We start from the raw sequence: 25,419 nt of genomic DNA, 5'->3' as shown, positions 1-25,419 counted from the left end.
CGGCTCAAGCGTTGCCAGCGGCGCTTTCCTTTCCCGCGTCCGTGGGGGCACTTTCAGTGGGCGTGAAGACCATCACATCCAGTACATCGGAATGGAACTCACGGCGGTACAGGATCAATACCACGCCCACACTCACCACCATGAACAGCCAGGGGCTGATGAACCAGGTCAGCATGGCCATGCCGAAATAGTACGAGCGCAGGCCGAAGTTGAACTGGTTGGCAGCCAGTGAAAGCACGCGCGCCGCGCGGGAGGCGAACGCCTTTCGCTCCAGCTCGTTGACCAGCCGCTCGCCGATCATCGGCGCCGACCCCACCAGCACAGCGGCAAAATTGTATTGGCGCATGCACCAGCTGAACGTGAAGAAGGCATAGACAAATACCATGGCCAGGCACAGCAGCTTGATCTCCGACATGCCCTGAGATGTCTGCTGAACCAGCGGCAGGTCGGCCAGCAACGACAGAGCCCGGTCGGAGGCACCGAGCACGGTGAGGATGCCAGCCAGAATGATCAGGGTGCTGGAGGCAAAGAACGAGGCGTTGCGCTCCAGATTACCGATCACGCTGGCATCGGCGATGCGGTTGTCGCGCAGCAGCATGCGGCGCATCCAGTCTTCGCGGTACAGGTGCAGCACACTGGCCAGGCAAGCGGTGTCGCGCCCCTTCCAGATCGCATAGCGGGTATAGCCACCCCAGCACAGGGCGAACCAGGCGATGGCCAGCAGGTTGTTGAGGTTGCTTTGGATGAAGTTCATGCAGGGTTACCGAAAGGGCCATGTGCCTAAAGGATAGGGACCGGATTTCGACGCTGGCAAGCGGCAAAAGGCACACCTGCACACTGGAAAATGCCTGGCCTGCTGCGAAGAGACTGTAACAGGCAACCAACGAAAAGCCCCGCATCCTTACGGATACGGGGCTCTCTTGTTTTCACCCTTGGCGCGCACCCTTCGGCTTGTGGCCGGTGCCGCCCTCAGGCTTCGACTTGTGCGGTCAGGCCAACGCCTCGCGCGGCTTGCCGAGCATGCGGTCGCAGGCCACGGCACCCGCCAGGGTCACCACCGAAGGCACCAGCCAGGCCATGCCGGCATCACTCAATGGCAGGTGCGCCATGAAGTCCGGCAACACGTGGGCAAGGCTGCTGCCCTTGATCGCATCGACCATGCCGAACAGCAGCGATACCAGCATCACGGGCGCCAGGATGCGCGTTGGCGAGTTCCACAGGTCTTTCACGAAACTCAGGCCGACCACCACGATGCACGGTGGATAGATGGCGGTGAGCACCGGGATCGAGAACATGATCAGCTTGGTCAGGCCAAGGTTGGAAATCAGCAGCGAGAAGCCGGCGAGGATCACCACCAGTGCGCGGTACGACAGCGGCAGAATCTGGCTGAAGTACTCGGCGCAGGCACAGGTCAGGCCAACTGCGGTTACCAGGCAGGCCAGCGCGATCAGCACGGCCAGGAAGCCGCTGCCCAGCGAGCCGAAGGTGTGCTGTACGTAGGCATGCAGCACCGCGGCACCGTTGGTGGCGTCAGCCGCGATATCGTGGCTGGTGGCACCCAGGCGGAACAGGCTGATATATACCAGCGCCAGGCCGACACCGGCGATCAGGCCAGCGATGATGGCGTAACGGGTGATCAGCTTCGGCGACTCCACCCCGCGCGAGCGGATGGCGTTGACGATGACGATACCGAACACCAGGGCACCCAGGGTATCCATGGTCAGGTAGCCGTCGGAGAAGCCCTTGGAGAATGCGGCAGCGGCATAGGCCGGCTGTGCGTCACCAATGGTTCCGGCTGGCAGGGCGAAGGCAGCGATGCCCAGCACCGCCAGGGCGATGATCTTCAACGGTGCCAGGAAGCGGCCTACGGTATCGAGCAGCTTGCCTGGGTACATGGACACCGCCAGTACCACGGCGAAGTACACCAGGCTGTAGATGAACAGCGCCAGCGGGCTCTCACCGGTCAGCGGCGCAACACCCACTTCGAACGACACGGTCGCGGTACGCGGGGTGGCGAACAGCGGGCCTACCGACAGGTAGCACACGGCCGCCAGCAAGCCACCGAAGAACTTGCCAATCGGGCTGCTCAGGGCGTCCATGCCGCCACCGACCTTGGCCAGGGCGACCACGGTGATGACCGGCAGGCCGACGGCAGTCACCAGGAAGCCCAGTGCAGCCATCCATACATGCGGGCCAGACTGCAAACCGACAATAGGCGGGAAGATGATGTTGCCTGCACCCACAAAAAGCGCAAACGTCATAAAGCCAAGCGCCAGGATATCCTGGCCTTTGAGAACTTTCATTTAAGGTAGTACCACACTGCTGAAATCGGGATTCGAGAGGGGATTTCCCTTTGGATGAGGGGAAATGCTGCCCGGCTTGATAGGCCAGACCCGTTTAGCGTGTCGTTCCCTTTTGGGGTACGGGCACAGAGTGAACGCGTAATGTAACTGTTTTGTCAGTCAAACGCACTGGCACAGTGCTGCTTGTCCGATGTACGTACATGTTTGTCGTCTGTGCGACCGAGGACAGGAGGAATTATCCTCGGATTGAAACATTCGTCTGCGTGAAAATTCCTATTAAACCTATCGAAGAATCCCTATCGCCAGCACCGGCCCCTTCGCGGGTGAACCCGCTCCCACAGGTACTGCATAGCCCCCCAGGGATTGTCATCTCTCTGAGGGGGCGTGCTTACCCACGAAGAGGGCGGCATAGGCATACAGAAACCCCACATACGACAAAGGCCACCCGAAGGTGGCCTTTGTGCGCGTGGGGGGTGTAGCAGTATTACTTCTTGGCTTCCCAGCCAGTCAGCTCGGCCAGGGCCTTGCCGATGTCAGCCAGGGAACGCACGGTTTTCACACCCGCGTCCTGCAGGGCGGCGAACTTCTCGTCCGCAGTGCCCTTGCCGCCGGAGATGATGGCGCCAGCGTGGCCCATGCGCTTGCCCGCAGGTGCAGTAACACCGGCGATGTAGGAAACGACAGGCTTGGTGACGTTGGCCTTGATGTAGGCCGCAGCTTCTTCTTCAGCCGAACCGCCGATCTCACCGATCATGACGATCGCTTCGGTCTTCGGGTCTTCCTGGAACAGCTTCAGGATGTCGATGAAGTTGGAGCCCGGGATCGGGTCACCGCCGATGCCGACACAGGTCGACTGGCCGAAGCCGGCGTCGGTGGTCTGCTTCACAGCTTCGTAGGTCAGGGTGCCGGAACGCGAAACGATACCGACCTTGCCTGGCAAGTGGATGTGACCTGGCATGATGCCGATCTTGCACTCGCCCGGGGTGATGACACCTGGGCAGTTAGGGCCGATCAGGGTAACGCCCAGCTCGTCGCACTTGACCTTGGCATCCAGCATGTCCAGGGTAGGAATGCCTTCGGTGATGCAGACGATCAGCTTGATGCCGCCAAAGGCAGCTTCCAGGATCGAGTCCTTGCAGAACGGAGCCGGTACGTAGATGACCGAAGCATCAGCGCCGGTAGCTTCCACGGCTTCCTTGACGGTGTTGAACACCGGCAGGCCCAGGTGGGTGGTGCCACCCTTGCCTGGGGTTACGCCGCCGACCATCTTGGTGCCGTAGGCAATGGCCTGTTCGGAGTGGAAAGTACCCTGCGAGCCAGTGAAGCCTTGGCAGATGACTTTGGTGTCTTTATTGATCAGGACGCTCATTACTTGCCCTCCGCAGCTTTGACAACTTGTTGAGCAGCGTCGGTCAGGCTGGTTGCCGCAATGATGTTCAAACCGCTTTCTGCCAGTACTTTAGCGCCCAGTTCGGCGTTGTTGCCTTCGAGGCGAACGACAACCGGAACTTTGACGCCGACTTCTTTCACTGCACCAATGATGCCTTCGGCAATCATGTCGCAGCGAACGATGCCGCCGAAGATGTTGACCAGAACGGCCGCGACATTGCTGTCGGACAGAATGATCTTGAACGCTTCGGTTACGCGCTCTTTGGTAGCACCACCGCCAACGTCAAGGAAGTTGGCCGGCTTGCCGCCGTGCAGGTTGACGATGTCCATGGTACCCATGGCCAGGCCGGCACCGTTGACCATGCAGCCGATGTTGCCTTCAAGGGCAACGTAGTTCAGTTCGAACTTGGCAGCGTGGGCTTCACGGGCATCGTCCTGCGACGGGTCGTGGAAGGTTTTCAGCTTCGGCTGACGGTACATGGCGTTGGCGTCGATGTTGATCTTGGCATCGAGGCAGTGCAGGTCGCCATCGGCCTTGATCACCAGCGGGTTCACTTCCAGCAGCGCCAGGTCGTGATCCTTGAACAGCTTGGCCAGGCCAACGAAGATCTTGGCAAACTGTTGAACTTGCTTGCCTTCCAGGCCCAGCTGGAATGCCAGCTCGCGACCCTGGAACGGCTGAGCGCCGACCAGTGGGTCGATGGTGGCCTTGAGGATTTTCTCAGGCGTTTCGTGAGCGACTTTCTCGATGTCCACGCCACCTTCGGTGGAAGCCATGAACACGATACGGCGGCTCGAACGATCGACTACAGCGCCCAGGTACAGCTCTTTGGCGATGTCAGTGCAGGATTCGACCAGAATCTTGGAGACGGGTTGACCGTTGGCATCGGTCTGGTAGGTAACCAGATTCTTGCCCAACCACTGTGCAGCAAACGCCTTGGCGTCTTCCTTGCTGCGAACCAGCTTTACGCCGCCCGCTTTACCGCGACCACCCGCGTGAACCTGGGCTTTTACAACCCACTCGTTCCCGCCGATCTTGTCGCAGGCTTCTGCAGCTTGCTCAGGGGTATCGACTGCGAAACCCTTGGAAACTGGCAGGCCGTATTCAGCGAACAGCTGCTTACCCTGATACTCGTGAAGATTCATGCTTTTTACCGTCTTCGTTAGGTACTGCGCTTCGGCGCTGCGCCATCAGTGGCGCCGCACCACCTGTGACCGTTGACCCCGGGTTATCCCATGTGATCCGGTCCGGCGGACTTTCCGCGGTGAGTCATGCACGCAAGACTCACGACGGGCAGCCCGCCGTGGTTTCTTATAATTAACGCTTCTTACGGTTGGCCACGTGAATGGCGCCGCCATTCACCGCCAGCGCTGCTTCATGCAACGCTTCGGACAGGGTTGGATGGCTGAAGACCATCATGCCCAGATCCTCGGCACTGGTGCCGAATTCCATTGCGATTGCGCCCTGCTGCACCAGTTCGGCAGCCGATGGGCCAATCACGTGAACACCCAGAACGCGGTCGGTCTTGGCATCGGCGATGACCTTGACGAAACCACCGGTGTCGTTGGCAGCCATCGCACGGCCGCTGGCCGCGAACGGGAAGGTGCCCACGTTAACCTCAACGCCCTCGGCCTTCAAGGCCTGTTCGGTCTTGCCGACCCACGCGATTTCCGGGTGGGTGTAGATGACCGAAGGGATCAGGTCGTAGTTCATCTGGGCCTTGTGGCCCTTGATGCGCTCGACGACCATGATGCCCTCTTCCGAAGCCTTGTGGGCCAGCATCATGCCGCGTACCACGTCACCGATGGCGTACACGCCCGGAACGCTGGTGGCGCAGTAATCGTCGACGAAGATGTAACCACGCTCGTCGATGGTCACGCCGCTGTCGGAAGCCAGCAGATCGGTGGTCACCGGGCGACGGCCGACTGCGACAATCAGCTTGTCGAAGGTGATCTTCTGCTCGCCTTCGGCGTTGGTGTAGGTCACTTCGACTTCATTGCCGTTGACTTTCGAGCCGGTGACGCGAGCGCCCAGCTTGATGTCCAGGCCTTGCTTGGTCAGGGTCTTCTGGGCTTCTTTCGACACGGCGGTGTCGGCAGCCATCAGGAAGGTGTCCAGGGCTTCCAGCACGGTGACTTCAGCACCCAGGCGAGCCCATACCGAGCCCAGCTCCAGGCCGATCACGCCTGCACCGATAACGCCGAGGCGCTTCGGTACGGCCTGGAATTCCAGGGCGCCGGTGGAGTCGACGATGACGTTCTGATCGACCGGAGCCGGTGGAATGTCGATCGGGCGCGAGCCGGAAGCCAGGATCACGTTCTCGGCTTCGATGATTTCGGTGGTGCCGTCAGCCTTGGTGACTTCGACCTTCTTGCCGGCCAGCAGCTTGCCGTGGCCCTGGATCGAAGTGACGCCGTTGGCCTTGAACAGGGTGGCAACGCCACCGGTCAGGTTCTTGACGATGCCAGCCTTGCGGCCAACCATCGCGGCGACGTCCATCTTCACTTCGCCAGTGGAGATACCGTGGACGTTGAAGCTTTCTTTGGCTTCCTTGTACTTCCAGGAGCTGTCCAGCAGCGCCTTGGAAGGGATGCAACCTACGTTCAGGCAGGTGCCGCCCAGGGCCAGTTTGCCCTCGGCGTCGGTGTATTTCTCGATACAGGCAGTCTTCAGACCAAGTTGGGCAGCCTTGATGGCAGCCACATAGCCGCCAGGACCTGCACCAATCACCACTACGTCGAATTTCTGGGTCATAAAAGATTCCTTTTTAGCTTCAAGCGGCAAGCTGCAAGCCGCAAGACCAGCAGGCTTCAGCTTGAAGCTTGCGGCTTGCAGCTTACAGCTGCGCGATTAGATGTCCAGCAGCAGGCGGGACGGATCTTCCAGCAGGTTCTTGATAGTGACCAGGAAGGTTACCGCTTCCTTGCCGTCGATCAGGCGGTGATCGTACGACAGCGCCAGGTACATCATCGGGCGAATCACGACCTGGCCATTGATGGCCATCGGGCGCTGGATGATGTTGTGCATGCCGAGAATGGCGGCCTGCGGCGGGTTGACGATCGGGGTCGACATCATCGAACCGAAGGTGCCACCGTTGGTGATGGTGAAAGTGCCACCGGTCATCTCTTCGATGGCCAGTTTGCCGTCACGGGCCTTCTTGCCGAAGGTAGCGATACCGTTCTCGATTTCAGCCAGGCTCATCGACTCGGCGTTACGCAGCACCGGTACCACCAGGCCACGGTCGCTGGACACGGCAACACCGACGTCGGCGAAGCCGTGGTAGACGATGTCGTTGCCGTCGATCGAGGCGTTCACGGCCGGGAAGCGCTTCAGCGCTTCGGTAGCAGCCTTGACGAAGAACGACATGAAGCCCAGGCGCACGCCATTGTGGGTCTTCTCGAACAGGTCCTTGTACTTCGAACGCAGGGCCATGACTTCGGTCATGTCCACTTCGTTGAAGGTGGTCAGCATCGCCATGTTGGACTGGGCTTCGACCAGACGCTCGGCGATCTTGGCACGCAGGCGGGTCATCGGCACGCGCTTCTCGGTACGGTCGCCAGCAGCGACGACAACCGGGGCAGCGGCAGCAGCGGCAGGCTTGGCAGCCGGTGCAGCGGCAGGTGCCGACTTCTTGTTGGCAACAGCAGCAACCACGTCTTCCTTGGTGACGCGACCGCCTTTGCCGGTACCTGCCACGGTAGCCAGGTCGATGCCGTTTTCTTCAGCCAGCTTGCGCGCGGCCGGGGCAGCAATCGGGTCATCTTCACCGGCGTCAGCGGCAGCAGCGGCCGGAGCAGCAGCAGGAGCGGCTGCCGCGGCTGGTGCTGCGGCAGCACCGCCTTCAACGATCGAACCCAGCAGTTCGTCGGACAGGACGGTGTCGCCCTCGCCCTTGACGATATCGCCCAGCACGCCATCGGCAGTAGCCAGTACTTCCAGGACAACCTTGTCAGTCTCGATGTCGACGATCAGCTCGTCACGCTTGACGGCTTCGCCCGGCTTCTTGTGCCAGGTGGCAACGGTGCCGTCGGCAACCGATTCCGGGAAGGTTGGGGCTTTGATCTCGATAGCCATTATCTGTGTTTCCTTAAATTCGGTTTCAGGTGCGCGAAGGCGTTAGACAGTGAAGGCGTCTTGCAGCAGTTTTTCCTGCTGTTCGACGTGCTTCGAAGCGTAACCACAGGCTGGCGCGGCGGAAGCGTCGCGACCGGCGTATTCCAGGGTCAATGCCTTGTTGTGGCGGCCCAGGATACGGCGCATGTGGTGCTGGCTGCTGTACCAGGCGCCCTGGTTCATCGGCTCTTCCTGACACCAGACCGCATGCTTGAGGTTGGTGTAAGGGGCAAGGATTTCGACCAGATCGTCCTCAGGGAACGGATACAGCTGCTCGATACGCAGGATGGCGATGTCTTCGCGGCCTTCGGCACGGCGCTTTTCCAGCAGGTCGTAGTAGACCTTGCCGCTGCACAGCACCAGACGCTCGACCTTGGCCGGATCGATTGCGTCGATTTCCGGGATCACGGTCTGGAACGAGCCTTCTGCCAGGTCTTCCAGGGTCGAGATGGCCAGCTTGTGGCGCAGCAGCGACTTCGGCGTCAGGACGACCAGCGGCTTGCGCAGCGGGCGGATGACCTGGCGACGCAGCAGGTGGTAAATCTGTGCCGGCGTCGTCGGTACGCAGACCTGGATGTTGTGCTCGGCGCACAGCTGCAGGTAACGCTCCAGACGCGCGGACGAGTGCTCCGGCCCCTGCCCTTCATAGCCGTGTGGCAGCAGCATGGTCAGACCGCACAGGCGGCCCCACTTGTGCTCACCACTGGTGATGAACTGGTCGATCACCACTTGCGCACCGTTGGCGAAGTCGCCGAACTGGGCTTCCCAGATCACCAGCGCGTTCGGCATGGTGGTGGAGTAGCCGTATTCAAAGGCCAGTACCGCTTCCTCGGACAGGAACGAATCGTACAGATCGAAACGTGGCTGGCCAGGGAACAGGTTCTGCAACGGGATGTAGGTGCTGGCGTCCTTCTGGTTGTGCAGCACCGCGTGACGGTGCGAGAAGGTGCCACGGCCGATGTCCTGGCCGGTCATACGGATCGGGTGACCTTCGAACTGCAGGGTGGCGTAAGCCATGGTCTCTGCATAACCCCAGTTGATCGGCAAGCCACCGGCCTGCATCTTCTGACGGTCTTCGTAGATCTTCGACACCTGACGCTGCACCACGAAACCTTCCGGCAGCTCGAGCAGCTTGGCCGATAGGTCCTGCAGGGTCTTGAGGTCGAAACGGGTGTCGTGACGCGCGGTCCAGGCATGGCCCAGGTACGGACGCCAGTCGACGAACAGCTCGCGGTTCGGCTCCTTGACCAGGCTCTTCACCACGTGCAGGCCATTGTCCAGCGCGTTGCGGTACTCGTCGATCTTGGCCTGAGCGCGCTCGGCGTCGATGCGACCAGCCTGGATCAGCTGCTCGGCATACAGCTCACGGGTAGTGCGCTGCTTGCTGATTTGCTGGTACATCAGCGGCTGGGTGCCGTTAGGCTCGTCAGCCTCGTTGTGGCCACGGCGACGGTAGCAGACCAGGTCGATGACCACGTCACGCTTGAACTGCATGCGGTAGTCGATGGCCAGCTGGGTGACGAACAGCACGGCTTCCGGGTCATCGCCGTTCACGTGCAGGATCGGTGCCTGGATCATCTTGGCAACGTCGGTCGCGTACTCGGTGGAGCGCGCATCCAGCGGGTTGCTGATGGTGAAACCAACCTGGTTGTTGATCACGATGTGCACGGTACCGCCGGTCTTGAAACCGCGGGTCTGCGACATCTGGAAGGTTTCCATGACCACGCCCTGGCCAGCGAATGCAGCGTCGCCGTGGATCGAGATCGGCAGCACCTTGTCGCCAACGGTGTCGTTGCGGCGGTCCTGACGGGCGCGCACCGAACCTTCGACCACCGGCGATACGATTTCCAGGTGGGACGGGTTGAACGCCATGGCCAGGTGCACTTCGCCACCCGGGGTCATCACGTTCGAGGAGAAGCCCTGGTGATACTTAACGTCACCGGAGCCCAGCTCGTTCATCTTCTTGCCTTCGAACTCGTCGAACAGCTCGCGCGGGTTCTTGCCGAAGGTGTTCACCAGCACGTTCAGGCGGCCACGGTGGGCCATGCCGATCACGACCTCCTTGGCGCCGTAAGAGCCGGAACGCTGGATCATTTCATCCAGCATCGGAATCAGGCTCTCGCCGCCTTCAAGGCCGAAACGCTTGGTGCCCGGGTATTTGGTGCCCAGGTACTTTTCCAGGCCCTCACCGGCGGTCACGCGCTCGAGCAAGTGGGCCTGCACGTCAGCGGAAAACTCCGGACGGCCGCGCACGCTTTCCAGGCGCTGCTGGAACCAGCTGCGCTGCTCGGAATCGACGATGTGGGTGAATTCGGCGCCAATGGTGCGACAATATGTCTTCTGGAGTGCATCGAAGATGTCGCGTAGGCTCGCCTCCTCTTTGCCGATGAACAGGTCGCCGGCACGGAAGGTCGTATCAAGATCGGCATTGGTCAAGCCGTAGTGATTGATCGACAGGTCTACGGGCGCAGGGCGCTGCCACAACCCCAACGGGTCGAGCTTGGCAGCCTGATGGCCGCGCATACGATAGGCCTGGATCAGTCGCAGAACTTCAACCTGCTTCTTCTCGTGTTCACTGCTCACGCTCCCGGCGGAAACCGGTTGGGCGCGGCGCTGGTTCTTTGCCAGCAGTACGAAATGGTCGCGGATTGTCGAGTGCGATACATCAGTAGCGGTGCTGCCGTCGGCTGGCAACTTCTGGAAGTAAGTGCGCCACTCTTCTGGCACAGCGTTAGGGTCGTGCAGGTAGAGCTCGTAGAGCTCTTCCACATATGCAGCGTTACCACCTGAAAGGTGGGCGCTATCCCACATGCGCTGCATCACGCTTTCTTGCATGCTTGGTCACCCTCGATTAGGGGACTGATCGGCGAGAGCCACAGCAAACCTGGAAAAGTCCGAAAACAGCGACTGAACCACGCCACCTGGATCCTGCTGATTTTCCGGGTACCAGCCCGGAAAGCCCCTGCTGGTCTCATATCTTCATAGGTAATGAACGCGGGCTTTGTGGGCCCTTGTTCGGGTTTTACCTCAGTGCGGGCTCACCACCCGCACCTCGGCTTACTGCAGGTACAACGCTTTGTATCAGGTGCCACTTTGCAGCAGCATGTTACGTACGTGACCGATTGCCTTGGTCGGGTTCAGACCTTTCGGGCAAACGTTTACGCAGTTCATGATCCCGCGGCAGCGGAATACGCTGAACGGGTCATCCAGGGACGCCAGGCGCTCCTGAGTCTTGGTATCGCGGCTGTCGGCAAGGAAGCGGTAAGCTTGCAGCAGTGCTGCCGGGCCCAGGAACTTGTCCGGGTTCCACCAGAACGACGGGCAGGAAGTCGAGCAGCAAGCGCACAGGATGCACTCGTACAGGCCGTCCAGCTTGTCACGGTCTTCCGGCGACTGCAGGCGCTCGATGGCCGGTGCCGGGGTGTCGTTCTGCAGGAACGGCTTCACCTTCTCGTACTGCTTGTAGAAGATGCTCATATCGACCACCAGGTCACGAATGACCGGCAGGCCTGGCAGCGGACGCAGAACCAGCTTGCCGCCCTTCACAACCGCCGACAGCGGGGTGATGCAGGCCAGGCCGTTCTTGCCGTTCATGTTCATGCCATCGGAACCGCAAACGCCTTCACGGCAGGAGCGACGGTACGAGAAACCCTCGTCCTTTTCCTTGATCAGTGCCAATACATCCAGCACCATCAGGTCCTTGCCGCCGGTATCGACGTCGAACGACTCCATTTTTGGCGCCGAGTCGGTGTCCGGGTTGTAACGATAAACTTCGACTTTCAACATAGCAGCCACCCTTAGTAAGTCCGGACTTTTGGTTCGAAGGCTGGAACAGTCTTCGGCGCAAAGTTGACGCCGCGCTTGGCAACGCGCTTCTCACCCGGGTAGTACAGGGTGTGGCACAGCCAGTTTTCGTCGTCACGGTCTTCGAAGTCTTCACGGGCGTGAGCGCCGCGGGACTCTTTACGGGCTTCCGCCGCGATGGCGGTAGCTTCGGCAACTTCCAGCAGGTTCTGCAGCTCCAGCGCTTCGATACGCGCGGTGTTGAAGGCCTGGGACTTGTCGTTGATCTTGACGTTGGCGATACGGTCACGCAGACCGGCCAATTGCTCGATACCCTTCTGCATGTATTCGCCAGTACGGAATACACCGAAGTAGTTCTGCATGCAGCTCTGCAGCTCGCGCTTCAGGCTGGCAACGTCTTCACCGCTGGTACGCTCGTTGAGCTTGTTCAGGCGGTTCAGGGCAACATCGACGTCGGTGTCGCTGGCGTCGCGGTATTCCACGCCTTCGCTCAGCGCCTTCTCCAGGTGCAGGCCGGCAGCACGGCCGAACACCACCAGGTCGAGCAGCGAGTTGCCGCCCAGGCGGTTGGCACCGTGAACCGATACGCACGCCACTTCACCTACGGCGAACAGACCCGGGATGATGTGATCCTGGCCGTCGGCGTCCATGGTAATGGCCTGGCCATGAATGTTGGTGGCAACGCCGCCCATCATGTAGTGGCAGGTTGGCACTACCGGCACCGGTGCGACCACAGGGTCGACGTGGGCGAAGGTCTTGGACAGTTCGCAGATACCTGGCAGGCGGCTGTGCAGCACTTCCTCGCCCAGGTGGTCCAGCTTCAGCAGTACGTGGTCCTTGTTCGGGCCCACGCCGTTGCCGGCGATGATTTCCTTGACCATGGAACGGGCAACCACGTCGCGGCCGGCCAGGTCTTTGGCGTTCGGCGCGTAACGCTCCATGAAGCGCTCGCCGTGGGCGTTGATCAGGTAGCCACCCTCACCGCGGCAACCCTCAGTGACCAGTACACCGGCGCCGGCGATACCGGTCGGGTGGAACTGCCACATCTCGATATCCTGCACCGGCACGCCTGCACGCAGGGCCATGCCGATACCGTCACCGGTGTTGATCAGGGCGTTGGTGGTGGAAGCGTAGATACGGCCCGCACCGCCAGTGGCCAGCACAGTGGCCTTGGACTTGATGTACAGGGTTTCGCCGGTTTCGATGCAGATGGCGATCACACCAACGAATGCGCCGTCCTGGTTTTTCACCAGGTCAACGGCGTAGTACTCGTTGAGGAACGTGGTGCCAGCTTTCAGGTTGCCCTGGTACAGGGTGTGCAGCAGCGCGTGACCGGTACGGTCCGAAGCGGCACAGGTACGGGCGGCCTGGCCACCTTTACCGAAGTCCTTGGACTGACCGCCGAACGGGCGCTGGTAGATGCGGCCGGTTTCGGTGCGCGAGAACGGCAGACCCATGTGGTCCAGCTCGAAGACCGCAGCCGGGCCTTCCTGACACATGTATTCGATAGCGTCCTGGTCGCCGATGTAGTCGGAACCCTTGACGGTATCGTACATGTGCCAGCGCCAGTCGTCGTTCGGGTCGGCCGAAGCGATGGCGCAGGTGATGCCGCCCTGGGCGGATACGGTGTGCGAACGGGTCGGGAAGACCTTGGTGACTACGGCAGTCTTGTGGCCGCCTTGAGCCAGTTGCAGCGCTGCGCGCATGCCGGCGCCGCCGCCACCGATGATGATGGCGTCGAAGGAAATGGTTGGAATGCTAGCCATGGATCAGATACCCCAGAGAATCTGCACACCCCAGACGAAGTAAGCGAACATCGCAACGCCGCATACCGCCTGGAACAGGAAACGAATCGCAGTTGCCGACTTGCCGAACGACATAGGCGTCAGGTAGTCGGTTGCAATGGTCCACATGCCGACCCAGGCGTGAGCGCCCAGGGCAACGAGGGCCAGCAGACTGAAGATCCGCATCGCGTTGTTGGAGAACAGACCATGCCACTGGGTGTAGTCGATGCCTGGGTGGGCGACCACGTAGCCGATCAGGAAGAGGAAGTAAGCCGCGAGAACGACCGCAGAAACGCGCTGCGCCATCCAGTCATAGAGGCCCGAACGCGACAGGTTCGTGACATTGGTTACCATACCCAAACTCCCACCAGAACGATCAGCACCACGGAGATGACGATCACGATTTTCGAGCCCAGCTTGCCGCCTTCCAGCGTCTCACCGATACCCATGTCCATGATCAGGTGTCGAACACCTGCCACGAGGTGATAAAGCAGGGCGGACAACAGACCCCAGGTCACGAACTTGGCCAGCGGGCTGGTCAGACACGCCTTCACCTCACCGAAGCCTTCCTCGGAACCCAGCGACTTGCCCAGTGCATAAAGCATGATGGCAAGGCCGATGAACAGGATGACGCCGGAGATACGGTGCAGGATGGACGTGTACGCAGTGACGGGGAGCTTGATGGTCCTTAGGTCTAGGTTTACAGGTCGTTGGCTTTTCACGGCTTTTTTCACACTGAAGAGCCCCTAGCGAATCAGGGCAAAGTTGTTGGTAAGTGTACTGGTCAGGTACCCACCACCCAGGGAACGGCGACCCCCAGCAGTTCGGGCTTGCAAGCCCCTGGCGGTCGGGTGCCGAGTATAGACAGTTAGGCTGCTTATGACAACGTGACGGGGTAGCCCAAATAGCGCATTGCCTTTAATGAACAAAAGGCGTAAATGGGCGAGAATTTCGGGAAAAATCAGGCTTGAATGCTTGATTCAACAAGCCTTTAGGCAAATTGACATCTGAATTTATCCCTCTATAGTGGTGCGGGCCCTGCGTGGGGGGTCTGTCTGATGATTTCAAGCATTAATAGGAGGCCACATGGCTGACAAAAAAGCGCAGTTGGTCATCGAGGGCGCTGCCCCCGTCGAGCTGCCCATTTTAACCGGCACCGTTGGTCCTGATGTAATCGACGTCCGCGGGTTAGGGGCCACTGGTCACTTCACCTTCGACCCAGGTTTCATGGCGACTGCCTCGTGCGAGTCGAAGATCACCTATATTGACGGCGACAAAGGTATCCTGCTGCACCGCGGCTACCCGATCGAGCAACTCGCCGAACAGTCCGACTACCTCGAAACCTGCTACCTGCTGCTCAATGGCGAACTGCCGAATGCCGAGCAGAAGGCCCAGTTCGTCAGCACCGTCAAGAACCACACCATGGTTCACGAGCAGTTGAAGACCTTCTTCAACGGCTTCCGCCGCGACGCTCACCCGATGGCGGTGATGTGCGGCGTAGTCGGCGCCCTGTCGGCGTTCTATCACGACTCCCTGGACATCAATAACCCGCAACACCGCGAAATCTCCGCGGTGCGCCTGGTCGCCAAGATGCCGACCCTGGCTGCGATGGTTTACAAGTACTCCATGGGCCAGCCGATGATGTACCCGCGCAACGACCTGTCGTACGCGGAAAACTTCCTGCACATGATGTTCAACACCCCGTGCGAGATCAAACCGATCAGCCCGGTGCTGGCCAAGGCAATGGACCGGATCTTCATCCTCCACGCCGACCACGAGCAGAACGCCTCCACTTCCACCGTTCGTCTGGCCGGCTCGTCGGGTGCCAACCCGTTCGCCTGTATCGCCGCCGGTATCGCCGCACTGTGGGGCCCGGCCCACGGCGGTGCGAACGAAGCCGTACTGACCATGCTCGATGAAATCGGTGATGTTTCGAACATCGACAAATTCATCGCCAAGGCCAAGGACAAGAACGACCCGTTCAAGCTGATGGGCTTCGGTCACCGCGTGTACAAGAACCGCGACCCGCGCGCCACCGTGATGAAGCAGACCTGCGACGAAGTCCTGCGCGAACTGGGCATCAAGAACGACCCGCAGCTGGAACTGGCCATGCGCCTGGAAGAGATCGCCCTCACCGATCCGTATTTCATCGAGCGCTCGCTGTACCCGAACGTCGACTTCTACTCGGGGATCATCCTCAAGGCAATCGGCATTCCAACCAGCATGTTCACCGTGATCTTCGCCCTGGCACGTACCGTGGGCTGGATCTCGCACTGGAAAGAAATGCTCTCCAGCCCGTACAAGATCGGCCGTCCGCGCCAGCTGTACACCGGCGAGCAAAAGCGCGACCTCGTTGCCCTGAAGGACCGCAAGTAAGCTTTGATAGCCGAACGCAAAAAGGCTGCCCTCGGGCAGCCTTTTTTATTGTAAACCTGCTGGTCGCAGTTCGGCCTTTGCGGAGCGGCCCTGCGTCGCGAAAGGGCTGCAAAGCAGCCCAAGCAATATTGCGCTAATCCTAAGACTCCGGGGCCGCTGCGCGCGCCCATTCGCGACGCATGGCCGCTACCACAGAGAACCGCGCGCCGCGTTAAACCTCAGTTTTTCTCAGCCCGCTCACGCAGCTCTTTCAGGGTATTGAACGGCGCATCCACCACGAACTTGTTGGCCACCATTGCCGGCACGCTGCCGCCCGGCTCGGTGTGCACCTGGTAGGTCACCTCCGTGCTGTCGCCCTTGGGCACCAGCTTCCAGAAGCCCTCAACCTTGGCCACCCGCACAAAGCCCTTCTCTTCCGGCAAATAGGTCGGCTCTTCCTTCAGGTTTCGCACCAGGCTGCCGTCCGCCTCCTTGACCGTGGTCACATGCAAAACCGAATCACGCGGCGTCACCGGCCAGGGTGTATTGAACTGGGTGTAGGTCCATGTCTGGTCACCTTCTTGCTTGAGCAATTTCTGCAACTTGCACTCATGAATCCATGCGCAGGCACCCACCACATCTTCCTGCAACGCCTGCACCTTGGCCAACGGCGCCTTGATCACGGTAACACCCTGATAGGCCTTGTACTTGGAACCGGCCACTTCGCTGAGGGATACCTTGATCCCGTCCTCGTTCTTGGCCACTTGCCAGTTTTCAGCCCAGGCCACAGGCGACAGCAGAACACCCACGCCACACAACAGTGCAATACGCTTGAACGATCTCATCATGTTTATCCTTGTTGTCGAAGATCCAGCCTGTCACGCCGCCGTCATCTGCTCCCACCAGCCAAGAATCCTGATTGCCTCGTCACGATCACTGCCGCACACCTCGGCATCCGCCTTGAAACCACCACACACCGCCGGCCGCTCAGGCTTGCCGAACAGGTCGCACAGGTTGGCGGCCGTCAGGTGCAGGCAGCGCTCACCAGCCGGCTTGCCATTGGGCATTCGCGGCATCGCAGAAGTGATGGACGGGGCGATGCAGCAGGCACCACAGCCTTCACGGCATTTCATGGCTATTCACCAAAATCAGGACTCCCTTGGAACAGAACGGGACGAACGTCCCTGGATAGTAACCGCTCAAACAGCCGTTTGAAATTACTGGCACGATGAAATCTGCCGTGACCCTGCAGTCAGTTCCTACCTATTGGCGATACTCGAAGTCGATGGCAGCCCCCTCCACGTCATGACGGCTGTCATTGCGCAGTTGCAGCTGCATCTCGTTGTTGATCAGCCGACCATTGAGCTGGAACGGGCTGTCATTGGTCTCTGGCTTTTCTGTGAACATGGGTGGCAACAAAGGCTTGCGCCGTTGGATTGGCGAAGGTGTGCCCACATTCGGCTCAAGGTTGTTGACCATATCAACTGGCAGGCTCAGGTCCAGCTTAGTCTTGGGTAATGGCTTGGCGACCGCTTTGCTGAGCGGCTTGTGCGCGGGCTTGGCTGTCGCCTTTCTTGGCACCTGCTTACCCGGAGCAGCCTGAGCCTGGGGTACCGGCTGCGCAGCCAAGGTGGGGACGACCGGGCAGCACAACGACAGAAGGCACACGATCAGAACAAAGCGGCGCAAAGCATTCATGGCAAATGGACAGACTGGCAGGAAAAATGCGTATGCTCCCTGTTCCACAGGCAGCTTGCAAGCCTTACAAAAGCGTGACCGCCGTCTCTCTGCACAACTGTTGGGCCAGCAAACCCAGCGTAATCACAGCCCGCTCGGCCTCTTTATTCCATGGAATGCCACAATTGAGCCGGACACAGTGGTTGAACTGCTCTGTGTTACTGAATATTAGCCCCGGTGCAATGCTGATGCCCTGCTCCAGCGCACGCACATGCAGCTCCTGGGTATTGACCCGACCCGGCAGGCTTACCCAAAGGATGAAGCCACCTGTCGGCCGGGTCATCTGGGTGCCCTCGGGGAAATGCTGCTGTACCGCCAACTGATAGGCACTGAGGTTCTTGCGATACTCCTGACGTATGTAGCGCAGATGCCGGTCGTAGCCGCCATTTTCCAGGTAGGCTGCCACCCCCATCTGCGTCACGCTGCAGGCCGAGTGGGTGGTAAAAGTCTGCAGGCGCTGAATCTCATCCTGGTAACGCCCGGCGATCATCCAGCCCACACGCACGCCGGGGGACAAAGTCTTGGAGAAGCTTGAACAGTAGATGACCCGATCCAGCCGGTCGAACGCCTTCAGCGCCTTGGTCTTGCCCTGCTCGAACATCAGCTCACCGTAGATGTCATCCTCGATGATCTGGATATCGAAGTCCGAGGCCAGGCGCAGCAATTGCTTTTGCCGTTCCTCCGGAACAGTGCCACCAAGTGGATTGCTCAAGCGCGCAGTCAGCACCAACGCCTTGATCGACCACTGGTTAGCCGCCAGTTGCAAGGCTTCGAGGCTGATACCGGTGGACGGGTCACTGGGGATTTCGATCACTTTCAAGCCCAGCAGGTCCGCCAGCTGCAGCAAGCCGTAATAGGTCGGCGACTCGGCGGCGATCAAGTCACCTGGGCGGGTCAGCACCCGCAGCGACATCTGCAGGGCGTCGACACACCCATGGGTCACGATCACTTCGCGCGGGTCGACCAGCACGCCGGCATCGCGCATGCGTATGGCGATCTGCCTGCGCAGCGGCTCGAAACCGGGGCTGAACATGTAGCTGAAGGCGCGCGGACTATGGAAGCGCGTTACCTTGGCGATTTGCTGATGCAAGGCGCGCACTGGCAGGTAGTCGACATGCGGCACTGCAGCACCAAACGGGAACACACCATCGCGACGCGCCTCAGTCAGCACCTGCTGGATGATGCTGGCACGCGTGACCAGGCCGGGGCGCTCCACCCGGGCGATGTCCGGGGTTTGCGCAGTCAAGGCAGGGGTTTGGTGAACGTAATAGCCAGACTGCGGCCGCGCCCGGATAAGCCCTTGGTCCTCAAGATTGGCATAGGCCTGCAGCACCGTGGCATGGCTGACATTGAGCTGGGCGCTCATCTTGCGCACGGAGGGTACCCGCTCGCCTGGCTGGTAGACACCGCGACGGATATCATCGGCCAGTTGCTGGGCGATACGCTGGTACAGCAGCAGGTTGGTCATGTCGACATGCTCGTTGTTCTTGTACAGGTCACAGACGGTAGAGGATACCGTAACAGTTGCAAAGTGTACTGGGACAGATTGCAACATAGTCGACAATACAACAGCGTGACAGCTATCGAAACGATTAAACCGACATAAAGCGGGCCGCAAAGCGGCCCTTTCCACAAGACTCAGCGCGCTGGCGCGAGCCGCCCCTTGTCATCGGAGAATACGATCTCCACCCGACGGTTCTGCGCCCTGCCCCGCTCCGAAGCATTGGCCTCGATCGGGTACTGGTCGCCATAGCCTTCAACCTGCAGGCGTTTTTCGTCGATGCCCAGGTCCACCAGCATGTCGGCCACGGACTGCGCCCGGTCGCGCGACAGCTTAAGGTTGTCCTCGCCCGCGCCCGTGCTGTCGGTATAGCCCTCGATACGCACTACCCGGCGCGGGTTGAGCTGCAGGAACTGCACCAGCTTGAGCACAGTCCGGCTGGCCGAGTTCTTCAGGTCGGCACTGCCGGTATCGAACAGCACATCGCCCAAGGTCATCACCAGGCCACGGTCGGCCTGCTCCGAAGCCAACGCGGCAATCTGCGATTCGACCCACTGTCCCTGCTGCTGCACGCTGGCCAGCTTGGCCTCACGCAAAGCCAGCTGCAGGCGCTGGCGCTCCAGGTCGAGCTTGGCCTGGCGTTCCTGGTTCAGCGCCAGCTTGGCATGTTCGCGGGCAATCTCGCTGTAGCGCTGACTGAGGTAAGCATAATGCCGCACATCAGAACCGGTGCCGATGTAGCTGGACAAGCGCTCGGCGCGAGCCAGCGATTCGCCTGCGCGAATCACGTCGCGCGGCGCGCTGCGCAGCACGTCGGAATCATCTTTGACCCCCTGGAAGGCGACAGTGGCCTCATCCAGCGCGGCACTGCTGCGCTGGCTGGCGCAACCTTGCAAACCTGCCGTCAGCGCCAACAGTACCAGTGCAGCCAAAGGCGTACGACGGATCATGGCTGCACCTCCAGTTGCTTGCGCAAGCGCTTGACCCGCGACTGCAGCACCTGCAGCTGCTCTTCGCTCTTCTGGTTCAGCACCTGGGCCTCGGCCAGGCGCGCATCCAGCTCGGCTTGCTCGGCGCGCATGCGCGCATCGCGGTAGTCCTGGGTGAGCATGTTGGCCTTGGCGCGGGCCAGCTTGTCTTCAGCCAGTTTCAGCGCTTCGACCTGCCCGGTGGCGCCGACGGCCTTGGCCTGGTCCAGTGCTTGTTCGGAAATGCGCATCTGCTCGTCAGGGGCCGGATCATTGGCGCAGCCAGCCAGGCCGAGCACGGCCAGGGCAAGGATTAGTGGTTGGGTTCTCACGCAATCTTCCTAGTGTTTGGGGGCGTCCGCCGGCACCTGCAACTGCGCTTTCCAGCGCTCGAGATTACGTTGCAGCACAGCTTCGGATGCACCAGAGATCGGCAATTCTGTCAGTTTTTTTGCCAATTGCCCACGCAACCAGCTGTCATTGCACGCCGAGTTATGCGACAGCGCCAGGTACAGGCCCGGCCTGTCCACCGGCAAGCCGCGGGCTATCAGGTCATTGCTCATGCCCAGGCTCTGGGCCATGGCCATACCGGAGTAACGTCCAGCCAGCACATAGTCCACCTGGCCGAGTACCAGTTTCTGGAACGCCTGGGTCAGGTTCTGCGCCGGCACCAGCTTGAGCTGGGCCTTGGCAAACGCAGTAAAGGCCGGGGTCAGGCGCGCACGGTCGGACAAGCTGCCCTGGTATCTGGTCAGATCGGCCGGGCCATCAAAGATCACCGCTGCATCATGGCGGGTCCACACCAGGTACTCATTGAGCTGCAACGGCGGATGGATGTAGTCCAGCGCGGTCAGTTGCTCCACCTGCATAGGGGTGTCGAGCAGCAGGTCCATGCGCCCACTGCGCACCTCTTCCAGCGCCTGGTCACGGCGACCGGCACTCAGCACCTCGACCTTCACACCCAGCTCGCCGGCCACCTGGCGCAACAGGTCGACGTTGGCGCCGATCAGGTGCCTTGGGTCTTTCGGGTCTTGCCAGGAATAGGGCGGCGCATCAGGGCTGCCGGTCGCCACCAGGCGCTCGCATTTGCCTGCCGCCATCGCCAGTGGCGGCAGCAACAGCGCCACGCATGCCAGCACCCTGCCCGTTCCGCGCAACGTCATGCCTCACTCCTCAACCCATAAAAAAACCCGACCCTCAAAGCGAGGGCCGGGTTCTTTATAAGTGAAGCAGCCGGATCAGACCAGCTTTTCCAGCTCTGGAACCGCTTCGAACAGGTCAGCGACCAGGCCGTAGTCGGCCACCTGGAAGATCGGCGCTTCTTCGTCCTTGTTGATCGCAACGATCACTTTGGAGTCTTTCATGCCGGCCAGGTGCTGGATCGCGCCGGAGATACCGACGGCGATGTACAGCTGTGGCGCAACGATCTTGCCGGTCTGGCCGACCTGCATGTCGTTCGGCACGAAGCCTGCGTCGACTGCGGCGCGCGAGGCACCGACAGCCGCGCCGAGCTTGTCGGCCAGGCTGTACAGGTGCTTGAAGTTGTCACCGTTGCCCATGCCACGGCCGCCGGAAACGACGATTTTGGCAGCGGTGAGCTCTGGGCGGTCGGACTTGGCCAGTTCTTCGCCAACGAAAGCCGAAATGCCGGCGCTGTGTGCAGCGCCAACAGCTTCGACGGCAGCAGAACCACCTTCGGCGGCCACGGCGTCGAAGCCGGTGGTACGCACGGTGATCACCTTGATGGCCGCGCTCGATTGCACGGTGGCGATGGCGTTACCCGCGTAGATCGGGCGCTTGAAGGTGTCGGCGGACTCGACCGAGATGATCTCGGAGATCTGGTCCACGTCCAGCAGCGCGGCCACACGCGGCAGGATGTTCTTGCCGTTGGTGGTAGCCGGGGCCAGCACGTGGCTGTAACCCTTGGCCAGCTCGACGATCAGCGGCGCGACGTTTTCCGGCAGCACGTGGGCGTAGGCCGCGTTGTCGGCAACCAGCACCTTGGCCACGCCAGCGATCTTGGCAGCAGATTCGGCAACGCCACCGACGTTCTGGCCTGCGACCAGCACGTGCACATCACCACCGATCTTGGCGGCTGCGGCGACAGTGTTCAGGGTGGCCGGGGCTACGGCACCGTTCTCGTATTCAGCGACAACCAGGATAGTCATTTAGATTACCTTCGCTTCGTTCTTCAGCTTCTCGACCAGTTCGGCCACCGATTTGACCTTGATGCCAGCGCTGCGGGCAGCCGGGGCTTCAACCTTCACGGTCTTGTTGGTGGAGGCGAGGGAAACGCCCAGCGCGTCTGGAGTAACAGTCTCCAGCGGCTTCTTCTTGGCCTTCATGATGTTCGGCAGCGACGCGTAGCGTGGCTCGTTCAGGCGCAGGTCGGTGGTGACGATGGCTGGCAGGTTCAGTGCAACGGTCTGCAGGCCGCCATCGATTTCACGGGTGACATTCAGCTTGTCGCCAGCGACTTCGACCTTGGACGCGAAGGTACCCTGGGCGAAGCCTGTCAACGCAGCCAGCATCTGGCCGGTCTGGTTGTTGTCACTGTCGATGGCCTGCTTGCCGAGGATGACCAGCTGCGGCTGCTCCTTGTCGACAACGGCCTTCAGCGCCTTGGCCACAGCCAGGGAGTTCAGTTCGTCAGCGGCTTCTACCAGGATGGCACGGTCGGCACCCAGAGCCAGGGCAGTACGCAGCTGCTCCTGGGCAGTGGTCGGGCCGACGGAAACGACGACGATCTCGGTCGCAACGCCTTTTTCTTTCAGGCGTACGGCTTCTTCCACGGCGATTTCGCAGAAGGGGTTCATGGACATCTTGACGTTAGCAAGGTCGACGCCGGAGTTGTCCGCTTTGACGCGAACCTTGACGTTGTAGTCGACCACTCGTTTGACAGCTACAAGAACCTTCATGGATTCCTCGTTACTCTCCGGTGAATAGATAGTCGCCTGGGGCAGAGCCCTGCGATGCGCGTGGGTACAAGGGCACCTCTAAAAACGTATCGGGAGGCAGCAATTTCACAGTGACCGAACAGTCTTGTTCGGACTCTTGCGACAAATCCTCGCGGGTCATTTTCTGTCGTGGCGTGTAAACTCCACTACAAACCGGCCTAAGCCCGCAAAACCCTGCTCCACACCTGGTCTTTAGAGGTGTACCTGCGCCCGGCTGCAAGCCTACGGCGAACGTAAAACCGCTCGTATCTTGACCGTAACACCCATTCCGGTCAATACGGCAAATCGGTCACCCTCCAGCCGCGTTCCTGTGATTTTACTGGCCTGCGGCAAATTCAAACAAACGTTTGTATTGGACCCGCCAAGTGGTGTAGATATAATGCGCGGCCAAGACAAAACGGTGTAGTCCGTCATTTGCCCAGCTACAGTTCCGCCGTTGCGTAGAACCGCTGCGAATGCCCCGCACCCATAAGACAAAGCAACAGCACGAGCCTTGATGAGTAGGAGAGAACCAGTGGAACGCGAATACATGGAATTCGACGTGGTCATCGTCGGCGCCGGCCCGGCGGGCCTGTCCGCCGCCTGCCGCCTGAAGCAGAAGGCCGCCGAAGCCGGTAGCGAAATCAGCGTCTGCGTGGTGGAGAAAGGCTCTGAAGTCGGCGCCCACATCCTCTCTGGCGCGGTGTTCGAGCCTCGCGCCCTGAACGAGCTGTTCCCCGACTGGAAAGAACTCGGCGCACCGCTCAATACCGAAGTGAAGCGCGACGACATCTACGTGCTCAAGGATGCCGGCAGCGCGACCAAGGTGCCTGACCTGTTCGTACCCAAGACCATGCACAACCATGGCAACTACATCATCTCGCTGGGCAACCTGTGCCGCTGGCTGGCCCAGCAGGCCGAGAACCTCGGTGTGGAGATCTACCCGGGCTTCGCCGCCCAGGAAGCGCTGTTCGACGACAACGGCGTGGTCCGCGGCATCGTTACCGGCGACCTTGGTGTCGACCGGGAGGGCAACCCCAAGGACGGCCTGTACACCCCAGGTATGGAACTGCGCGCCAAGTACACCCTGTTCGCCGAAGGCTGCCGTGGCCATATCGGCAAACAGCTGATCAAGCGCTTCAACCTCGACAGCGAGTCCGACGTCCAGCACTACGGCATCGGCCTGAAGGAAATCTGGGAAATCGACCCGGCCAAGCACGAACAGGGCCTGGTGGTGCACACCGCCGGCTGGCCGCTGGACGTGGTGGCCAAGGAAAACACCGGTGGCTCGTTCCTTTATCACCTGGAAAACAACCAGGTGGTGGTCGGCCTGATCGTTGACCTGTCCTACGCCAACCCATACCTGTCGCCGTTCGACGAGTTCCAGCGCCTCAAGCACCACCCGGTGATCAGCCAGTACCTCGAAGGCGGCAAGCGCATCAGCTACGGCGCCCGCGCCTTGGCCAAGGGCGGCATCAACTCGCTGCCGAAAATGGTCTTCAATGGTGGCGCGCTGATCGGTTGCGACCTGGGCACCATGAACGTGGCCAAGATCAAGGGCAGCCATACCGCGATGAAGTCCGGCATGCTCGCCGCCGAAGCAGTGGCCGACGCATTGATCGCCGGTGGCGAAGGCGGCGATCAATTGAACAGCTATGTCAGCGCCTTCAAGGCCAGCTGGCTGCACGAAGAACTGTTCGCCAGCCGCAACTTCGGCCCGGCCATGCACAAGTTCGGCCCGCTGTTGGGCGCGGCGTTCAACTATGTCGACCAGAACTGGTTCGGTGGCAAACTGCCGTTCACCCTGCACGACACCAAGCCGGACTATGCCTGCCTCAAGCTGGCCGCCGACTCGAAAAAGATCGACTACCCGAAACCGGACGGCAAGCTCAGCTTCGACAAGCTCAGCTCGGTATTCCTCTCCAGCACCAACCACGAAGAGGAACAACCCTGCCACCTGAAGCTGACCGATCCGAGCGTACCGATCGCCAGCAACCTGCCGCTGTACGACGAGCCTGCCCAGCGTTACTGCCCGGCAGGCGTGTACGAAGTGGTCACCCAGGAAGACGGCAACAAGCGTTTCCAGATCAACGCGCAAAACTGCGTGCACTGCAAGACCTGCGACATCAAGGACCCGGCCCAGAACATCACCTGGGTCACCCCTGAAGGCGCTGGCGGGCCGAACTACCCGAACATGTAAGGCCCCTGCCCTTGCGGCAACAAAAAGCCCCCGGTCCTCATGGGCCGGGGGCTTTTTGTTGTGAGTATGCGTCTGGACCTACGAGGTGTTCGCCGTGAGAGGTTCAGCGCCTATCAGATCGAGCGCCGCCCGCGCGGCGCATCGCGAGCAAGCTCGCTCCTACATCTGTTCGAGCCAGTCCATCCTGTGCCAGGCGCGCGCGACCGCCTTGTTTGTACGACGCGATATCGAGCCATGCACCAGGGCGTTCGCGCGCAAATCCCACAGGCATAATTGGCCCGGAACAAATGTAGGAGCGCATCGCGAGCAAGCTCGCTCCTACATCTGT

General features: G+C 60.6%; 22 protein-coding genes. 2 read left to right on the top strand and 20 right to left on the bottom strand.

Annotated elements, in window-relative coordinates:
• Window positions 1-4: 4 nt before the first annotated feature.
• The 11 genes from GST84_08490 to sdhC all read right to left on the bottom strand — a co-directional run bounded on the left by GST84_08490 (window position 5) and on the right by sdhC (window position 14,116).
• Window positions 5-754 (bottom strand): DUF599 family protein, encoded by a 750-nt coding sequence (locus tag GST84_08490; protein ID XGB12401.1) that lies wholly within the window; start codon window positions 752-754, stop codon window positions 5-7.
• A gap of 235 nt (window positions 755-989) precedes the next feature.
• Window positions 990-2,303 carry a branched-chain amino acid transport system II carrier protein gene (gene brnQ, locus GST84_08485; GenBank protein XGB12400.1) on the bottom strand — a complete coding sequence of 438 codons (1,314 nt, stop codon included), beginning with the start codon at window positions 2,301-2,303 and terminating at the stop codon, window positions 990-992.
• A 484-nt stretch (window positions 2,304-2,787) separates the two neighbouring features.
• Window positions 2,788-3,672 carry a succinate--CoA ligase subunit alpha gene (sucD, locus tag GST84_08480; protein ID XGB12399.1) on the bottom strand — a complete coding sequence of 295 codons (885 nt, stop codon included), beginning with the start codon at window positions 3,670-3,672 and terminating at the stop codon, window positions 2,788-2,790.
• Entirely contained in the window at window positions 3,672-4,838 is a 1,167-nt protein-coding gene (sucC, locus tag GST84_08475; GenBank protein ID XGB12398.1) for an ADP-forming succinate--CoA ligase subunit beta, read from the bottom strand. Before sucC ends, sucD begins: the two co-directional genes overlap by 1 nt.
• A gap of 172 nt (window positions 4,839-5,010) precedes the next feature.
• Window positions 5,011-6,447, bottom strand: coding sequence for a dihydrolipoyl dehydrogenase (gene lpdA, locus GST84_08470; GenBank protein ID XGB12397.1), 1,437 nt, complete (start codon window positions 6,445-6,447; stop codon window positions 5,011-5,013).
• A 96-nt stretch (window positions 6,448-6,543) separates the two neighbouring features.
• The gene (gene odhB, locus GST84_08465) at window positions 6,544-7,767 is read right to left on the bottom strand and encodes a 2-oxoglutarate dehydrogenase complex dihydrolipoyllysine-residue succinyltransferase (GenBank protein XGB12396.1); all 1,224 of its coding nucleotides are present in this window, start codon (window positions 7,765-7,767) and stop codon (window positions 6,544-6,546) included.
• A gap of 42 nt (window positions 7,768-7,809) precedes the next feature.
• A complete protein-coding gene (locus GST84_08460; protein ID XGB12395.1) occupies window positions 7,810-10,641 on the bottom strand; it encodes a 2-oxoglutarate dehydrogenase E1 component in 2,832 nt (943 codons plus the stop codon).
• A 246-nt stretch (window positions 10,642-10,887) separates the two neighbouring features.
• Window positions 10,888-11,592 carry a succinate dehydrogenase iron-sulfur subunit gene (gene sdhB, locus GST84_08455; protein XGB12394.1) on the bottom strand — a complete coding sequence of 235 codons (705 nt, stop codon included), beginning with the start codon at window positions 11,590-11,592 and terminating at the stop codon, window positions 10,888-10,890.
• Between the two features lie 11 nt (window positions 11,593-11,603).
• Complete coding sequence (locus GST84_08450; protein ID XGB12393.1) at window positions 11,604-13,376, bottom strand: succinate dehydrogenase flavoprotein subunit; 1,773 nt, start codon at window positions 13,374-13,376, stop codon at window positions 11,604-11,606.
• Window positions 13,377-13,379: 3 nt separating this feature from the next.
• Window positions 13,380-13,748, bottom strand: a complete 369-nt coding sequence (gene sdhD / locus GST84_08445; GenBank protein XGB12392.1) for a succinate dehydrogenase, hydrophobic membrane anchor protein — start codon at window positions 13,746-13,748, stop codon at window positions 13,380-13,382.
• Window positions 13,742-14,116 (bottom strand): succinate dehydrogenase, cytochrome b556 subunit, encoded by a 375-nt coding sequence (gene sdhC / locus GST84_08440; GenBank protein XGB15730.1) that lies wholly within the window; start codon window positions 14,114-14,116, stop codon window positions 13,742-13,744. Before sdhC ends, sdhD begins: the two co-directional genes overlap by 7 nt.
• A 364-nt stretch (window positions 14,117-14,480) precedes the next feature.
• Between sdhC and gltA the strand changes: the two genes are divergently transcribed.
• Window positions 14,481-15,770, top strand: coding sequence for a citrate (Si)-synthase (gltA, locus tag GST84_08435; GenBank protein ID XGB12391.1), 1,290 nt, complete (start codon window positions 14,481-14,483; stop codon window positions 15,768-15,770).
• 218 nt (window positions 15,771-15,988) lie between these two features.
• Here gltA and GST84_08430 read toward each other — a convergent pair whose 3' ends face one another.
• The 9 genes from GST84_08430 to GST84_08390 form a co-directional block, all read right to left on the bottom strand.
• Window positions 15,989-16,594, bottom strand: a complete 606-nt coding sequence (locus GST84_08430; GenBank protein ID XGB15729.1) for a hypothetical protein — start codon at window positions 16,592-16,594, stop codon at window positions 15,989-15,991.
• A gap of 33 nt (window positions 16,595-16,627) precedes the next feature.
• A complete protein-coding gene (locus GST84_08425; protein XGB12390.1) occupies window positions 16,628-16,882 on the bottom strand; it encodes a YkgJ family cysteine cluster protein in 255 nt (84 codons plus the stop codon).
• 130 nt (window positions 16,883-17,012) lie between these two features.
• A complete protein-coding gene (locus GST84_08420; protein ID XGB12389.1) occupies window positions 17,013-17,447 on the bottom strand; it encodes a hypothetical protein in 435 nt (144 codons plus the stop codon).
• Window positions 17,448-17,511: 64 nt separating this feature from the next.
• Window positions 17,512-18,954, bottom strand: a complete 1,443-nt coding sequence (locus GST84_08415; protein XGB12388.1) for an aminotransferase class I/II-fold pyridoxal phosphate-dependent enzyme — start codon at window positions 18,952-18,954, stop codon at window positions 17,512-17,514.
• Between the two features lie 170 nt (window positions 18,955-19,124).
• A complete protein-coding gene (locus GST84_08410; protein ID XGB12387.1) occupies window positions 19,125-19,937 on the bottom strand; it encodes an OmpA family protein in 813 nt (270 codons plus the stop codon).
• Window positions 19,934-20,287 (bottom strand): DUF4398 domain-containing protein, encoded by a 354-nt coding sequence (locus GST84_08405; protein XGB12386.1) that lies wholly within the window; start codon window positions 20,285-20,287, stop codon window positions 19,934-19,936. The genes GST84_08410 and GST84_08405 overlap by 4 nt, the downstream gene beginning before the upstream one ends.
• 9 nt (window positions 20,288-20,296) lie before the next feature.
• The gene (locus GST84_08400) at window positions 20,297-21,118 is read right to left on the bottom strand and encodes a transporter substrate-binding domain-containing protein (protein ID XGB12385.1); all 822 of its coding nucleotides are present in this window, start codon (window positions 21,116-21,118) and stop codon (window positions 20,297-20,299) included.
• Window positions 21,119-21,193: 75 nt separating this feature from the next.
• Complete coding sequence (locus tag GST84_08395) at window positions 21,194-22,123, bottom strand: electron transfer flavoprotein subunit alpha/FixB family protein (GenBank protein XGB12384.1); 930 nt, start codon at window positions 22,121-22,123, stop codon at window positions 21,194-21,196.
• The gene (locus tag GST84_08390) at window positions 22,124-22,873 is read right to left on the bottom strand and encodes an electron transfer flavoprotein subunit beta/FixA family protein (protein ID XGB12383.1); all 750 of its coding nucleotides are present in this window, start codon (window positions 22,871-22,873) and stop codon (window positions 22,124-22,126) included. It lies immediately after the preceding gene.
• A gap of 535 nt (window positions 22,874-23,408) precedes the next feature.
• Here GST84_08390 and GST84_08385 point away from each other — a divergent pair.
• A complete protein-coding gene (locus tag GST84_08385; GenBank protein ID XGB12382.1) occupies window positions 23,409-25,091 on the top strand; it encodes an FAD-binding protein in 1,683 nt (560 codons plus the stop codon).
• Window positions 25,092-25,419: the final 328 nt, after the last annotated feature.

This window comes from Pseudomonas putida (genome assembly GCA_041879295.1).
GTDB classification, from domain to species: Bacteria; Pseudomonadota; Gammaproteobacteria; order Pseudomonadales; family Pseudomonadaceae; genus Aquipseudomonas; species Aquipseudomonas putida_Y.
Note: the sequence above shows the minus strand (reverse complement) of the source record. Positions and strands in the feature narration are given on the sequence as shown.